This is a genomic window from Bradyrhizobium sp. BR2003 (assembly GCF_009720285.1).
Taxonomy (GTDB): domain Bacteria; phylum Pseudomonadota; class Alphaproteobacteria; order Rhizobiales; family Xanthobacteraceae; genus Bradyrhizobium; species Bradyrhizobium elkanii.
Genome location: NZ_SMYJ01000027.1, coordinates 64,376 through 78,625, shown reverse-complemented (window position 1 = coordinate 78,625; position 14,250 = coordinate 64,376). Strand labels below are relative to the sequence as shown.

14 protein-coding genes are annotated in these 14,250 nt (G+C 66.3%); 7 read left to right on the top strand and 7 right to left on the bottom strand.

All coding sequences use genetic code 11. From position 1 onward, the window contains the following. The first annotated feature begins 15 nt into the window (after positions 1–15). On the top strand, positions 16–1,689 hold the full coding sequence (locus E2I15_RS21760; protein ID WP_137479039.1) for a mucoidy inhibitor MuiA family protein: 1,674 nt from the start codon (positions 16–18) through the stop codon (positions 1,687–1,689). 207 nt (positions 1,690–1,896) lie between these two features. Here the strand turns inward: E2I15_RS21760 and E2I15_RS21755 are convergent, their stop codons facing one another. From E2I15_RS21755 to hemP, 5 genes are all read right to left on the bottom strand, one after another. Further along, on the bottom strand, positions 1,897–3,249 hold the full coding sequence (locus tag E2I15_RS21755; protein ID WP_137479040.1) for an esterase-like activity of phytase family protein: 1,353 nt from the start codon (positions 3,247–3,249) through the stop codon (positions 1,897–1,899). A gap of 237 nt (positions 3,250–3,486) precedes the next feature. Further along, positions 3,487–4,278, bottom strand: a complete 792-nt coding sequence (locus E2I15_RS21750) for a heme ABC transporter ATP-binding protein (RefSeq protein ID WP_137479041.1) — start codon at positions 4,276–4,278, stop codon at positions 3,487–3,489. Then, positions 4,275–5,324, bottom strand: coding sequence for a FecCD family ABC transporter permease (locus E2I15_RS21745; RefSeq protein ID WP_137479042.1), 1,050 nt, complete (start codon positions 5,322–5,324; stop codon positions 4,275–4,277). Before E2I15_RS21745 ends, E2I15_RS21750 begins: the two co-directional genes overlap by 4 nt. 47 nt (positions 5,325–5,371) lie before the next feature. Next, the gene (locus E2I15_RS21740; RefSeq protein ID WP_137479043.1) at positions 5,372–6,322 is read right to left on the bottom strand and encodes a heme/hemin ABC transporter substrate-binding protein; all 951 of its coding nucleotides are present in this window, start codon (positions 6,320–6,322) and stop codon (positions 5,372–5,374) included. An 8-nt stretch (positions 6,323–6,330) separates the two neighbouring features. Further along, positions 6,331–6,537 (bottom strand): hemin uptake protein HemP, encoded by a 207-nt coding sequence (gene hemP, locus E2I15_RS39300; RefSeq protein WP_137479090.1) that lies wholly within the window; start codon positions 6,535–6,537, stop codon positions 6,331–6,333. Between the two features lie 252 nt (positions 6,538–6,789). On the opposite strand from hemP, the gene E2I15_RS21730 reads away from it, so the two are divergent. The 6 genes from E2I15_RS21730 to E2I15_RS21705 all read left to right on the top strand — a co-directional run bounded on the left by E2I15_RS21730 (position 6,790) and on the right by E2I15_RS21705 (position 12,201). Continuing rightward, positions 6,790–9,126, top strand: coding sequence for a TonB-dependent hemoglobin/transferrin/lactoferrin family receptor (locus tag E2I15_RS21730; protein ID WP_137479044.1), 2,337 nt, complete (start codon positions 6,790–6,792; stop codon positions 9,124–9,126). Positions 9,127–9,261: 135 nt separating this feature from the next. Then, positions 9,262–9,594 carry a heme-degrading protein HmuQ gene (gene hmuQ / locus E2I15_RS21725; RefSeq protein ID WP_137479045.1) on the top strand — a complete coding sequence of 111 codons (333 nt, stop codon included), beginning with the start codon at positions 9,262–9,264 and terminating at the stop codon, positions 9,592–9,594. A 47-nt stretch (positions 9,595–9,641) separates the two neighbouring features. Continuing rightward, positions 9,642–10,115 (top strand): heme utilization cystosolic carrier protein HutX, encoded by a 474-nt coding sequence (gene hutX, locus E2I15_RS21720; protein WP_155262518.1) that lies wholly within the window; start codon positions 9,642–9,644, stop codon positions 10,113–10,115. Between the two features lie 58 nt (positions 10,116–10,173). Beyond that, complete coding sequence (exbB, locus tag E2I15_RS21715) at positions 10,174–10,926, top strand: tonB-system energizer ExbB (RefSeq protein ID WP_246668075.1); 753 nt, start codon at positions 10,174–10,176, stop codon at positions 10,924–10,926. Between the two features lie 3 nt (positions 10,927–10,929). Beyond that, on the top strand, positions 10,930–11,376 hold the full coding sequence (gene exbD, locus E2I15_RS21710; RefSeq protein WP_137479047.1) for a TonB system transport protein ExbD: 447 nt from the start codon (positions 10,930–10,932) through the stop codon (positions 11,374–11,376). A gap of 3 nt (positions 11,377–11,379) precedes the next feature. Beyond that, positions 11,380–12,201 (top strand): energy transducer TonB family protein, encoded by an 822-nt coding sequence (locus tag E2I15_RS21705; protein ID WP_137479048.1) that lies wholly within the window; start codon positions 11,380–11,382, stop codon positions 12,199–12,201. A gap of 155 nt (positions 12,202–12,356) precedes the next feature. Here the strand turns inward: E2I15_RS21705 and E2I15_RS21700 are convergent, their stop codons facing one another. Both E2I15_RS21700 and E2I15_RS21695 read right to left on the bottom strand, forming a co-directional pair. Continuing rightward, a complete protein-coding gene (locus E2I15_RS21700; RefSeq protein ID WP_016840579.1) occupies positions 12,357–13,199 on the bottom strand; it encodes a carbohydrate ABC transporter permease in 843 nt (280 codons plus the stop codon). Between the two features lie 46 nt (positions 13,200–13,245). After that, positions 13,246–14,202, bottom strand: coding sequence for a carbohydrate ABC transporter permease (locus tag E2I15_RS21695; protein ID WP_137479049.1), 957 nt, complete (start codon positions 14,200–14,202; stop codon positions 13,246–13,248). Between the last annotated feature and the right edge of the window lie 48 nt (positions 14,203–14,250).

The following is a 14,250-nucleotide window of genomic DNA, read 5'->3' as shown; positions in this document are numbered from 1 at the left end:
TCCCGGAGGGATGTCATGTGTAGAATTGCGAATTATCTTGTGACCACCAGCCTGGTGCTGGCGGGTACGCTGGTTGCGGGGCCGCTGCATGCGGCCAATCTCGATGCGGCCTCGCAGGTCGATGCCGTGACCGTCTATCCCGATGGTGCGAGCGTCACCCGCGTCATCACGCTGGATTTGCCTGCCGGCGACAACACGCTTATCGCCAAGGATTTCCCGATGGAGCTCGACACGGGCTCGCTGCGGGTGGAGGGCGAGGCGGGCGGCCAGCTGACGATCGGGGCCATCGACGCGCGGCACCCGCGCCCGGTGGAGCCGGCGAACCTGCCTGAGATCGACAAGCGGATCGAGGCGCTGCGGGATCAGCGCGAGGATCTGCAAGGGCTCATCGCGTCGGCCGAAGCGCGGCGCAAATTCGCCGAACATTTCGCCGAGGCAGCGCCGGTCGGGATCGGCGAGAAGGGCGAGGCGCGTCCGGTAAGCGAGTGGCGCGCAGCGTTCTCGGCGGTGGGGGATGAAGTCGCAACTGCCGACAACGCCATCCGCGACGCCGTGCGCAAGCAGCGCGACATCGACCGCGAAATCGTGCGTCTTGAAGCCGATCGTGCCGCCAAGCCGCCGAGCAAGCTCGAGGTACGGATCGAGCTTGCTTCAGCCGCCGCCACCCGCGCGACGCTGCGGGTCACCTATGCGGTTCCCAACGCGCGCTGGACGCCGCTCTATGATGCCCGGCTCGACACCGGCGCCAGGGATCGCAAGCCCGCGATCGAGCTGGTGCGCCGCGCCGAGATCACCCAGTCGACCGGCGAGGATTGGTCGAACGTGGCGCTCGTCGTCTCCACCGTGCGGGTCGCGCGCGGCGGCAATGCGCCCGACCTCCGCTCGCTGATCGTGCGATATCCGCAGCCGCCGCGGCCGCTGGCGAAGCTTTCGGGAGAGGCCAGCATGCGGTCGCGCGAGGCGCTGGCACCCGCGCCGGCCGCTGACGCGGTTCAGCAATTCCGCTTTGGTGGGGGACGCGCGGACGAACTGGAGGCCACCGCCGAGGTCGGCGCCTTCCAGGCCACCTTCAGGATCCCCGGCCGCGTCAGCGTTGCCGCCAATGAGGGCGCAAAGAGCCTGCGCATCTCGACGGCGACGATCACGCCCGATCTCGCGGTTCGCGCCGTCCCGGTGATCGATCCGACCGCGTTCCTGGAAGCAAGCTTCGTGCAGGCCGACGATGCGCCGCTGCTGCCGGGGCAGGTCTCGATCTACCGCGACGGCATCTTTGTCGGCCGCAACCGGATGGCCACGGCCGCCAAGGACGAGACCGTGCGGCTCGGTTTCGGCGCCGACGACAAGGTCAAGATCGAACGCACGGTGGTGAAGCGCAACGAGGGCTCCGCGGGCCTGATCGTGACGACGTCGAAGACCGACGAGCGCGCGTTCAAGACCACGGTGCGCAACGGCCACGACTTCCCGATCAAGGTCGCGATCCAGGATCAGCTCCCGGTCAGCGAGAACGACGATATCGTGGTCGAGATGCTGCCGTCGTCGACGCCTGCGACGACGACCAATCTGCGCGACAAGCGCGGCGTGCTGGAATGGGCGTTCGAGGCCAAGGCCAGCGAAGTCCGTGACGTCAATTTCGCCTGGCGGATGCGCTGGCCGAAGGACAAGGGCGTCGTGATGGTGCCGGCGGGATGACGATTGGAAAACTGCCGTCATTGCGAGGCGTGATGGCGACGCTCGCAATGATGGACCGTCTTCCCGCAAATTCACTGTCATGCCCCGCCTTGAGCGGGGCATCCAGTACGCCGCGGCTTGTCCGTTGAGCTCGGACGCCTCTGCATACTACATCGCCCGGTCGATCCGGGCGACGACACTGTTGTGTGCTGCGACAGCAGCTGCCCTTCACTTCGCCTTCAGGAATTCGCCGACCTCGAGCAGCACGAACTCGTCGTCATCGGCCTTGTTCGGGTCGCGGCTCGAGGAGAACGGCAGGTTGTTGTCGTTGCCGACGATGATGTGGGTGTCGTCGACCCGATCGACATTCTCGATGGTGAAGAACGGGAAAGTGTAGACGCCGTCGTTGAGCGGCTTGCGCGCCCTCTTGTTGGGATCGCGGATCTTCATCAGGTCGATATAGGCGATCTTGCGCACCGGCTTGCCGACATTGGGGTCGGACAGCTCGACCTTGTAGACGCGCTTGAACCTGGCGAGATCAGGGAAACAGTTCTCGCCGCGCTGGCCTTGCGGGCAGGCCTTATCGGCGGTGCCTTCGCCATTGTCGCGTTCGATGACGAGGCCCTGGGCCGGATCGATCATGTTGAAGTCGCCGATCGCATTGCCGTTCTGCTCGAACACGTACTGCCAGTAGCGTCCGGTGAACTTCTCCGCCGCGACGTCGAATTCCAGGATGCGCGAGGCTTCCTTGCCGTCGACCTTCTCCCAATCCTTCTTGTCGGCATCCCACAGCGGGCCTTCGAGCAGGCCGTAGAGGAACTTGCCGTCCTTGGAGGAAGCAAAGCCTTCATAGCCCTTGGAGCGGCGCAGGTTGACGTTGGTGTAGGAGGCGCCGGGCGCGCCCGGCGACTGCACCGCCCAGTGATCCGGCGAACGCACCGGCTTGTAGTCGGCGACAGTCTCGAACACGGCAAGGATCTTGCCGGTCTTGTCGGCCTTGAGGATGTAGGGCCCGAACTCGTCGCCGATCCAGAAAATGTCGTTGATGACCTGGAAGCCCTCGGTGTCGAAGTCGGCACCGGTGAGGTAGCGCTTGGCGGTGTCCTCGTGCACGATGCGGAACGGCACCTTCCTGTCGGGATCGTGCAGGAACACGGTCTCCTGACGCTCGATCTTGCCGCTCGCCCAGTCGATCTTGTGCCGGTTCAGGTACAGCATCGAGTCCGCCGAGTTGTAGCGCGAGCCCATGCCGTTGTCGGTGATCACCCAGAACGAGCCGTCGGGCATCACCTTGATGCCGGAATGGCCCTGCAGCGGCTGGCCCTTGAACGGCAGCGACACGCCGGTCGGCCGCTCATAGGACTTGCCCATCACGGTGCCGATGGCGTCGACGCGCTTGCCGGTGGTGTATTTGCCCGAGGTCTTCAGATCATCAGGGGCGTCGGCGGGGGCGTCGATGAAGCTCTCCGCCGGCATCACGGCATGTCCTGCCAGCGTCGCCGGGTATTCGCCCTCGCTCTGCGCGAACGCCGATGTGGCGAGCAGTATCGAGGCGACGGAGCAGAGCAGGGACAGGCGCATGGTTGATCTCCAAAAGGATAAACGATGCGGTGTTCTCCGAGCCGCCTGTTACAACCGGCTGACAGTTTTGTGAACCGCGGATGTTGCGGCGGGATAAGGCTTGCGGCGTTACGTCGCCTCTCACTCGCAATCCTCATCCTGAGGAGGCCGCGCAGCGGCCGTCTCGAAGGATAGCTGCAAGTGACAGCCGGGCCTCCTGGTTCGAGACGCGCGTACCGCGCTCCTCACCATGAGGGTCTAAACGGGTCGCATCGTTTGCGGCAGCAGGAACGGCGCGCCGTCTCCGGTGTAGGCGACCGCAGCGTCGATCTCGAAGATCTCGCGCAGCGTCTCGGCCTTCATCGCCGCCGTGCGGTCGCCGTCGACGGCTAGCCGGCCGCGGTGCAGCAGCAGGATGCGGTCGGCGAACCGCATCGCGAGGTTGAGGTCGTGCAGGATCGCGATCACGGCGGTGCCGCGCGCGGCGCGCCGGCGCGCCGTTTCGACCAGGTCGATCTGGTGCCGCAGATCGAGGCTCGAGGTCGGCTCGTCCAGCAGCAACAGTCCGGGTCCGTGCAGCGCTTCGCCGCAGGCGAGCTGCACCAGCACGCGCGCGAAATGCGCCCGCTGCTGCTCGCCGCCCGACAGCGTCGGCAATTGCCTGAAACGGAACCGCGCGAGGCCGACCTCGTCGAGTGCCGCCTCGACCAGCGCCCGCGCCATGGCACGCGGGCTTTCGCCGGCGCCCATGCTGACGATTTCCTCGACGGTGAACGGGAAGGTGACGTTGACCTGCTGCGACAGCATCGCGCGGTGCTTCGCCAGCGCGCGTGGTCCGTAGGTTTGCAGGTCGCGCTGCCTGAGCCTGATCGCCCCGCGTGACGGACGCAGGTCGCCCGACAGCATCCGCAGCAGGGTCGACTTGCCGGCGCCGTTGGGGCCGACGATCGCGACCATCTCGCCGGCACCGATCCGCAGCGACACCGCATCGACCAGCGTCGCGCCGCCGACCGTCATGGATACCGACTGCGCTTCGAGCAGGGCCGTCACAGCGACACCAGAGAGCGCTGCCGCAGCAGCATGGCGAGGAAGAACGGCGCGCCGATCGCCGCCGTCAGGATGCCGATCGGCATTTCCGCGGGCGCCACGATGGTGCGCGCCACGGTGTCGGCGCCGACCAGGAGGATGGCACCGAGCAGTGCGGACGCCGGCAGCAGCAGCCGATGCGCGGGCCCGATCACCAGCCGCAACAGATGCGGCACCACGATGCCGACGAAACCGACCACGCCGCAGACCGAGACCGCGCCCCCGGTCATCGCCGACACCAGCACGATCGAGATCCGCTTCAGCCGTTCGACGTCGACGCCGCTGTGGAACGCCTCGGCCTCGCCGAGCACCAGCACGTCGAGCCCGCGCGCGATCGAGAGGCAGGCGACCAGCGCCACCGCCAGCACCGGCGCCAGCGCCGTGAGCTTGCTCCAGGTCGCGCCGCTGAGCGAGCCGAGCAGCCAGAAGGTGATGTCGCGAAGCTGGCGATCGTCGGCGACGAACACCAAAAGGCCGATGCCGGCATTGGCGATCGCGGCGATCGCAAGCCCGGCCAGCAGGAAGATCGCAATCGATGTCCGGCCGCCGCGGCTGGCGATGCCGTAAAGCACGATGGTCGTGAGCAGCGAGCCGGCAAAGGCCGCGATCGGCAACAGCTGGTGTTGCAGGAAGCGCAGGCTTTCGCCGAGCTGGCTGTCGGTGAACACGATCGCGGCCGCCGCGGCAAACGCGCCGCCGGAGGAGACGCCGACCAGCGCGGGGTCGGCGAGGGGATTGCGGAACAGGCCCTGCATGATCGAGCCTGATACGGCAAGGAGTCCGCCGACCATCGCCGCCGCTGCGATCCGCGGGATGCGGATCGACCACACCACGAGCTGGTCGCGTGCGAGCAGCGGGTTGGCGACACTATCAGCCCATAGCCCAAGCGCTGCCGGAAGCCGCGCCATGGGAATGCCGGCGGCCCCGACCGTCAGGGCGACCAGCGCGGTCGCCGCGAGCGCCGCAAGCAGGCAGAGCAGGGTGAGTGTCGCGGCCGGCCGCAGCGACATGCCGGCACGCCGCTGTTTCGCACGCCCGCGGCGATCGGCGAGCCCGCTCACTGCCGGCAATTCGCGGTCGGCGCTGCCGGCTTGAAGTTGTCGGCCTCCGGCGCCAGCGCCGGATAGAGTTTGATCGAAAGGTCGCGTGCCGCGGCCGCGGTGCGCGGTCCGAAGCCGAGCAGATAAAGGCCTTCCATCGAGATGAAGGCCTTGTTGGCCGCGACCGGTGTCAGCGCGAAGGCCGGATGCGCGAACACGGCATCCGACGTCAGCGAGTCCTTGCCGCGATCGATCGACAGCACGACATCCGGTTTCGCCGCCACGATGGCCTCGTCATTGACCGGCTTGTAGCCGTCGTAACCGTCGATGGCGTTGACGCCGCCGGCAAGCCGGATGATTTCGTCCGCGGCGGTCTTGTGGCCCGCGGCCATCGCCCGGCCATTCAACAGCGACATCACGAACATCACGCGCACCGGCTTCGTCACCTTGGCGCGCAGCGCGCGCAGTTGCGCGAGATCGCTCTCCACCGCCGTGGTCAAGCAGGCGGCGCGCGGATCGACACCCATGGCGTGGCCCACCAGCCTGATCTTCTCGACCAGCCCGGCCTCCGAGAACGTCTCCGGCACCAGCACCAGCGGCACCTTGGCCGCCTCGAGCACGTCCATGGTCTCCTTCGGCCCGGAGCCCTGCACCGCGAGCACCAGCGACGGATGCAGGCCGAGCACGCCCTCCGGCGACAGCTGGCGCATGTAGCCGACGTCGGGCTTCTCGCGCAGCGCAGCCGGCGGGTAGAGGCTGGTCGCATCGACGCCGGCGATGCGGTCCTCGAAGCCGAGCGCATAGAGGATCTCGGTGATCGCGCCGCCGATCGAGACGATCCGCGACGGGTTGTCGATCACGACGTCGCGGTCGCGTGCGTCATGCACGGTGATGCTCTCGGCCGTCACGGCTTCGATCGGCAGCAAGCAGGAGAAGGCGAGCAAGGCGAGCGTGCGACAAATTGTCATCGGGGCCGTCACTTCGTGAGGATCAGCTTGTTCTGCGAGGTCAGCCGCAATCGGTAATGTTCGTCGCCATGCATGATGATGATCTCGCGCTCCGCCGCGAACAGCTCGCGACTGTCGAGACGATTTCCGCGCATGATCAGCGTTTTGGCCGCTCCGGATGCAGGCTCGGTCTGCTTTCCGGCTGCGCCGATATTGTCTCCGGAAGCTGCGGACATATCGTGGTGGCTGCGCCTGCGAAAATTTTCAAATGGTGTTTGCTTGTATAAGCGGGCGAAGGCGCATTCCAACGGCTGCACTTTACAATCGATATAAACAGCGCCGCCGCATTCTTGACCGTTTTGTTGCGGGCCCGTAACCAATCCTCACGCGATGCAGGCGGGTGGCTTGCACCGCGATGTAGCCAGCAAACCGCTCGTCAGAGCGCACGCCAGCCAAACCAGACAAGCGATGATCAGGCTGGGGCTAGAATGGCTGACGGGGCTAGGGTTTCGCGCGCCCTGATTTTGGGCGCGTCGATGTTTTCATTTACGGCGGCACTGCCGGAACGCGGGTTCGCGCAGACCGCCGATCCGTCGGCTGTGCGTCCTTCGACCGAGCGGCCGAAGCAGAAGCTGAAGCCGGCGGCCGAAGCTCAGGCGGCGCCGGCGGCGCTGAATGCGCGCTCGCAGATCGGCGCGGTGCCGGTGCAATCGCTCGACACCATCACGGCGGTGGCGTCCAAGACCGAGGAGCGCGCGATCGATGCGTTGGCGCCGGTCAGCTCCGTCACCCTGGAGAAGATCCAGGGCCTGCAGCCGAACCGGCTCTCCGATATTCTCTACAATGTGCCCGGCGTCTCGGTCCAGGAGCGCGGCGACGATCCGGCGACCGTCATCAACATCCGCGGCCTGCAGGATTTCGGCCGTGTCGCTGTCGTCGTCGACGGCGCGCGGCAGAACTATCAGCGCACCGGCCACAATGCCAACGGCTCGTTCTTCCTCGATCCCGAATTGATCGGCGGCGTCGACGTGGTGCGCGGCCCGACCGCGAACATCTACGGCTCCGGCGCGATTGGCGGCGTGGCCTCGTTCCGCACCAAGGACATCGACGACGTGGTGCGTCCCGGCGAGCGCTGGGGTGTCGACATGTCGGGCTCCTACGGCACCAACACGGACCGCGGCATGGGCTCGGTGTTCGGCGGCGTACGCGTCGATCCGAATGTCGATGTGTTCGGCGGCGCGGTCTATCGCACCCAGGGCAATTACAAGGACGGCGTGGGCACCGAGATCGGCAACACCGGCAACGATATCGCGGCCGGCCTGATGAAGGTGACGTTCCGCCCCGCCGAAGGCCACGAGTTCAAGATCGGCGGCATCTTCCAGGACTACCAGTATAATATCGGTCAGCCGAACCGCGGCGCGACCACGACGGCGGCGCCGCTCGCCGCCATCGCGGGCTCCTCGGTCTACGCCTCCGATGCCAAGAATTACACCGGCACCTTGAGCTGGCGATATTCCAAGCCCGACGACATGCTGTTCGACTGGAACATCTCGGTCTACGGCAACCGTACCGACAACGACCAGGTCAAGACCTACAACAACCGCATCACCACCGGCGGCGGGGTCTGCACGCTCGCCAATCCCGGCAACAACATCTCCGGCTGCGTCGGCGACAAGCGCGGCTATTTGCTGGACACCGTCGGGATCGACGTCAACAACACCTCGCGCTTCAATTTCGGCGACTGGCGCAACGCCGTGACCTACGGCTTCGACGCCTTCCGCGACGATGTCGAGACCTTCGACTCCCGCGGCAATTCCAACGTCACGACGCCGGGCGGCCAGCGCACCGTGTCCGGCGGCTTCGTGCAGCTGAAGCAGAACTATTCGACCTGGCTCGAGCTGATCAGCGCTGTCCGCTACGACCATTACGAGCTCAATTCGATCAACACCACGACCAGCGGCGACCGGCTGTCGCCGAAGATCACGCTCGGCGTCACGCCGGTTGCCGGCTTCACGCCCTATGCGAGCTATGCCGAAGGCTATCGCGCGCCGTCCATCACCGAGACCCTGATCGCGGGTGGCCATGCCACCGGCGGCGGGCCGGCGCTGTTCAATTGCCCCGACGGCACCAGCGGCCTGTTCTGCTTCGTCCCCAATGCGGCGCTGCGGCCGGAGGTCGGCAAGAACAAGGAAGCCGGCATCAATCTGAAATATGACGGCATCTTCACGGCGAGCGACTCGTTCCGCGGCAAGATCAACGTGTTCCGCAACGACGTTGACGGCTATATCGATCTCGTCGCGTCGGCGCCGACCCTGACGCCGTTCGGGCGGTTCAGCCAGTTCTATCAGTACCAGAACATCGCCCACGCCCGCATCGAGGGTTTCGAGCTCGAGACGATGTATGACGCCGGTGACTGGTTCGTCGGCGTCGCCGGCCATTTGATGCGCGGCCGGAACACCCAGACCAATGTCGGGCTCGCCACCATCACGCCGCGCAAGGTGACGACGACGGGCGGCGTCCGCCTGCTCGACCGTTCGCTGATCATTGCCGCGCAATGGTCCTCGTTCGGCGCCAACAACGATCTGCCGGCGGGCTATCTGCCCTCGACCGGCTACGAGCTCGTCAATCTCTATCTGACCTGGAACGCCACCAAGGACATCACCTTCACGGCGTCGGTCGACAACCTCTTGAACCAGTACTACCGGCCTTATGCGATCCCGGGCTCCTCGACCGACGGCACGACGCAGAACGACGTGCTGTTCTCGAGCCCCGGTCCGGGCACCGTTTACAAGGCCGGGCTCAGGATTCACCTAGGTGGAGCGTAACGCGAGACGCCGATCATTCCATCCAGGTTGCTCCGGCCGCGCTGGTGCCCCCAGCGCGGCTTTGGCGCGTTCATGTTATTAACGAGATCATCCGGCAGGATCCAGACATCCGCCGTCAAACAGGAGAGAGTTTTCATGTTCATCGCAATGAACCGGTTCCAGGTGATCAAGGGCAAGGAACAGGCGTTCGAGACGGTCTGGAAGACGCGCGAATCCTATCTCGGCGATCTGCCGGGCTTCGTCGAATTTCATCTGGTGAAGGGCCCCGAGGCCGAGGACCACACGCTCTATGCGACCCACACCGTGTGGGCCAGCAAGGCGGCGTTCGAGGACTGGACGAAGTCCGACGCGTTCCGCCGCGCCCATTCGCGCGCCGGCAACGAGACCGGCGGCAGCCTCTATCTCGGCCACCCGAAATTCGAGGGCTTCGAGGTGCTGATCACCGAGCGCGCGAAGAGCCCGGCGTGACGGAGGCGGCCGTGCAGAACGCGGAGCTTGCGGGATTGAAGGCCTATATGGCCGACAATCCCGGCGCGGTCATCGAGGATGTTGCGCGCGAGCGCAAGGTGACGCTGCGCGCGGTGCTCGAGGCGCTCCCCGAGACCATGGTGCGGATCGGCCCCGGCGAGTTTGACGCCGCGATGCAGGACATCGCGGAGTGGGGCGAGGTGACGCTGATCGTGCACACCGATGACGCGATCTTCGAGTTCACAGGCGCCATTCCGAACGGCGAGGTCGGCCGCGGCTATTTCAACCTGATGCAGCCGAAGGGCTTGCACGGCCATCTGAGGCACGAGCGCTGCGCGGCGATCGCCTTCGTCGAGCGGCCTTTCATGGGCAAGGTGTCGGCGTTCATCGCCTTCATCAATCGCGACGGCGGCATCATGTTCAAGGTGTTCGTCGGCCGCGACGAGACGCGCGCGCTGCGCGGCGATCAGCAGGCGCGCTTCCATGCGCTGGCGGACCGCCTCGCGCCGAAGGCGGGCTGACACCAACGAGGGACGGGAGGCGACCATGTCGCAGCGCTGGCTTGGGCGAAGCATCTGGATGGCGGCATCTGCCTTACTCGGCATGCTGCCGGGCGCGAGTCTTGCCGCAGCCGACGCCGCACTGCTGCCGCGCAACCTCTCGCCCTGGGGCATGTTCGAGAGCGCCGACATCGTCGTGAAGGCTGTCATGGTCGGGCTCGCCTTCGCCTCGCTCGTTACCTGGACGGTCTGGCTCGCCAAGACCGTCGAGATCCGCCGCAAGACCGCGCTCGCCCGGCAGCGGATCGGCCTGCTGGAACGCGATACCCAGCTTGCCGAGGCCGAGCAGGCGAGCCGCGACGGCAACGATGCGGTGGCGCAGATCGTGCAGTCGGCCTCGCGCGAGGCTGCGCTGTCCGGCGGGATGTTCGACGACGGCTTCAAGGAGCGCATCGCGCTGCGGCTCGAGCGGGTCGAAGCAGCGATGTCGCGGCAGATCGCGCGCGGCACCGGTGTGCTGGCGACGATCGGCGCCACCGCGCCGTTCGTCGGCCTGTTCGGCACGGTGTGGGGCATCATGAATGCCTTCATCGGCATCTCCGAGGCCCACACCACCAATCTCGCGGTGGTCGCGCCCGGCATCGCCGAGGCGCTGCTTGCGACCGCGCTCGGCCTGGTCGCTGCGATTCCGGCCGTCGTGATCTACAATCACCTGACCCGTTCGATCGCGTCCTATCGCGCGTTGCTCGGCGACGCCTCCGTCATGGTGATGCTGCTGGTCAGCCGCGAGGGCGGTCGCAGCCTGTTCCGGCTGGCGCGCGCTGCGGAGTAGGCGATGGGCGCGAAGCTTGGCACAGGCGGCGCGTTCGGCGGCAGGCGCCGCGGCGATGACGATCTGGTCGAGGCGCACGAGATCAACGTCACGCCGTTCATCGACGTGATGCTGGTGCTGCTCATCATCTTCATGGTGGCGGCGCCGCTTGCGACCGTCGATCTCGGCGTCGATTTGCCGACCTCGACCGCCGAGCCGCAGCCGCGGCCCGACAAGCCGGTGTTCGTCACCGTGAAGCCGGACCTCTCCGTCGCGGTCGGCGAGGACGTGATCGCGCGCGATGCACTGACGTCAACGCTCGATGGCGCCACGCAAGGCAAGAAGGACGAGCGCATCTTCCTGCGCGCCGACAAGGCGGTCAGCTATGGCGATCTGATGGAGGTGATGAACCTGCTGCGCAACGCCGGCTATCTCAAGATCGCGCTGGTCGGCCTCGACGGACGTAGCTGATCCATGAATGCGTACGCGCTTCATGATGCGGGCGGCGAGATCCGGCTGAGGCGCTGGGGCCTGTCGGCGGTTGCGATGCTGGCGGCGCATGCGGCGTTGCTCGCGCTCGGGATGACGTGGGTCTCGGCGCCGCCGCCGGGCGTCGCCGTGCCGGCGGTGCTGGTCGACCTGACGCCGATCACCTCGGCGCCGAAGATTTCGAAGACCGAGCTGCCGCCGGGCCCGGCGATGCAGGAGGCCGACGCGTCGCCGCCGGCACCTGCCGCCGCGCAGCCCGTGCAGCAGGAGATCGCGCCAACGCCGATGCAGGAGAAGCCCGACGTCGTCGCGCCGCCGGAGCAGAAGCAGCAGATCACGCCGCCGCAACCCGAGCCCGCGAAAGTCGTTCCGGAGACGAAGCCCGAACCGGTCAAGCCGAAGGTGGCTCGCCGGGAAGCCAAGAAGCCGTCCGAGGCAACGCCGGCACCGCGCACCAGCGCGCCGAGCCGCGCCGAATGGCAGGCGCCGGCGGCCTCCGCGATCAGCGCGGGCGCAGCGGCGTCAGCGATCGCGGCCTATAACGCCCGCGTCCGCGCTCATCTGCTGCGCTTCCATTCCTATCCCGCGGGCGGCAACGGCCAGCGCGGCGTGGTCCGCCTGGTGTTCACGCTCGGCCGCGGCGGACAGGTGCTGTCGAGCCACCTCGGCGGCTCCTCCGGCAATCCGACCTTCGACGCGCGGGCGCTGGCGATGGTGCGCCAGGCGCAGCCGTTTCCGGCGTTTCCGTCCGAGATCACGCAGGGCTCGATGGGTTTTTCCGTGCCGGTCGCGTTCGTGCCGCGGTAGATCTCCTTCACCGTCACCCTGAGGAGGCTGCGAAGCAGCCGTCTCGAAGGGGCGACGGCCCCACAGGTGGCCGTGCATGCTTCGAGGCTCGCTCCGCGAGCACCTCAGCGTGACGGGGATGGAGTGAGCTCGCCTCGATTTTCCATCCCCGCTCGCTACTCCTTTACCGCCCCCGTCAGCGACGACACGTAGTAGTCGACGAACAGCGAGTAGAACAGCGCGACCGGCAGCGAGCCGAGCAGTGAGCCTGCCATCAGCGCGCCCCACTGGTAGACGTCGCCGGTGACGAGCTCGGTCAGGATCGCGACCGGCACCGTCTTGTTGGCGCCGCTCTGGATGAAGGCGAGCGCGTAGATGAACTCGTTCCAGGACAGCGTGAAGGAGAAGATGCCGGCCGAGATCAGGCCGGGCACCGCGAGCGGCAGCGTGATCCGCCACAGGATCTGCAACCGCGTCGCGCCGTCGACCAGCGCGCATTCCTCGAGCTCGTAGGGGATCGACTTGAAATAGCCGATCAGGAGCCAGGTGCAGAACGGCACCAGGAAGGTCGGATAGACCAGGATCAGCGCCAGCGGAGAATCGAACAGGCCGAACTGCACGATCACGGTGGCGAGCGGAATGAACAGGATCGACGGCGGCACCAGATAGGCGAGGTAGATGCCGAGGCCGACATAGGGACTGCCGCGGAAGCGCAGCCGCTCGATCGCGTAGGCGGCGAGCGTCGAGGCGAACAGCGACAGGAAGGTCGAGCCGATCGCCACCAGCATGGTGGTCTTCAGCCAGCGCGGATAGGCGGTGTCGAACAACAGATGCTTGATATGCGCGAGCGTCGGCGAGGTGATCCAGAACGGATTGTGCTCCTTGTAGTTCAGGAGCTCGGCGTTCGGTTTGAACGAGGTGACCGCCATCCAGTAGAACGGAAACAGCAGGATCAGGATGAAGCAGGCGAGCGGCAGATAGATCATCACCACGCGGCGGGCGCGGGAGTCCCACGCCATCGTGTCGGGCGTGGCGCTGGCGACGTTGGAGGATTGGGCTGCAACGTCAGTCATTGGCTTCTCCCTGCTGCCATTTGCGGCGCGCGAGGCCGAAGTAGCTGAACAATGTCGCGAACACCAGGAACGGGATCATCGAGACGGCGATCGCGGCACCCTCGCCGAGTTCGCCGCCGGCGATGCCGCGCTGGAACGCCAGTGTCGCGAGCAGATGGGTCGAGTTGACCGGGCCGCCGCGGGTGATGGCGTAGACCAGCTGGAAGTCGGTGAAGGTGAAGATGATCGAGAACGTCATCACGATCGCCAGGATCGGCATCATCATCGGGAAGGTGATGTAGCGGAAGCGCTGCCAGGAGGTGGCGCCGTCGAGCATCGCCGCCTCATAGAGCGAGGGCGAGATGGTCTGCAGTCCCGCCAGCAGCGAGATCGCGACGAACGGGATGCCGCGCCAGATATTGGCGGCGATCAGCGAGAACCGCGCCGGCCAGGGCGAGCCGAGGAAGTCGACATTGCTGTCGCGCCAGTGCAGCACGTCGACCAGGAGATAGGAGATGATCGAGAACTGCGGATCGTAGATCCACCAGAACGCCAGCGCGGAGAGCACCGTCGGCACGATCCACGGCAGTAGCACGATGGCGCGGATCAGGCTCTTGAACGGGAAATGGTTGTTGAGCAGCAGCGCCAGCCAGAAGCCGAGCGCGAACTTTCCGAAGGTTGCGACCGCGGTGTAGAAGATCGAATAGAACACCGCGTTCCACCACAAGGGATCCTTGAGCAGATACTGGAAGTTCTCAAGTCCGATGTAGATGCCGCGCTGGCCGATCGTGGTGTCGGTGAAGGCGAGCCAGATGCCGAGGCCCAGCGGATAGGTGAGGAACACCAGCAGCAGGCCGATCGCCGGCGCAAGGCACATCACGATCAGGAACGGCTTGTAGTCGAACAGGCGCGCGAGCCAGCCCGGCTGGTGCAAGGCCGCGCCGCGTGAGGGGAGAGTAGTGACAGACATCAGGTTCTTGTCTCGGTCCGACTTGCAGGGTCATTCCGGGATGGTGCG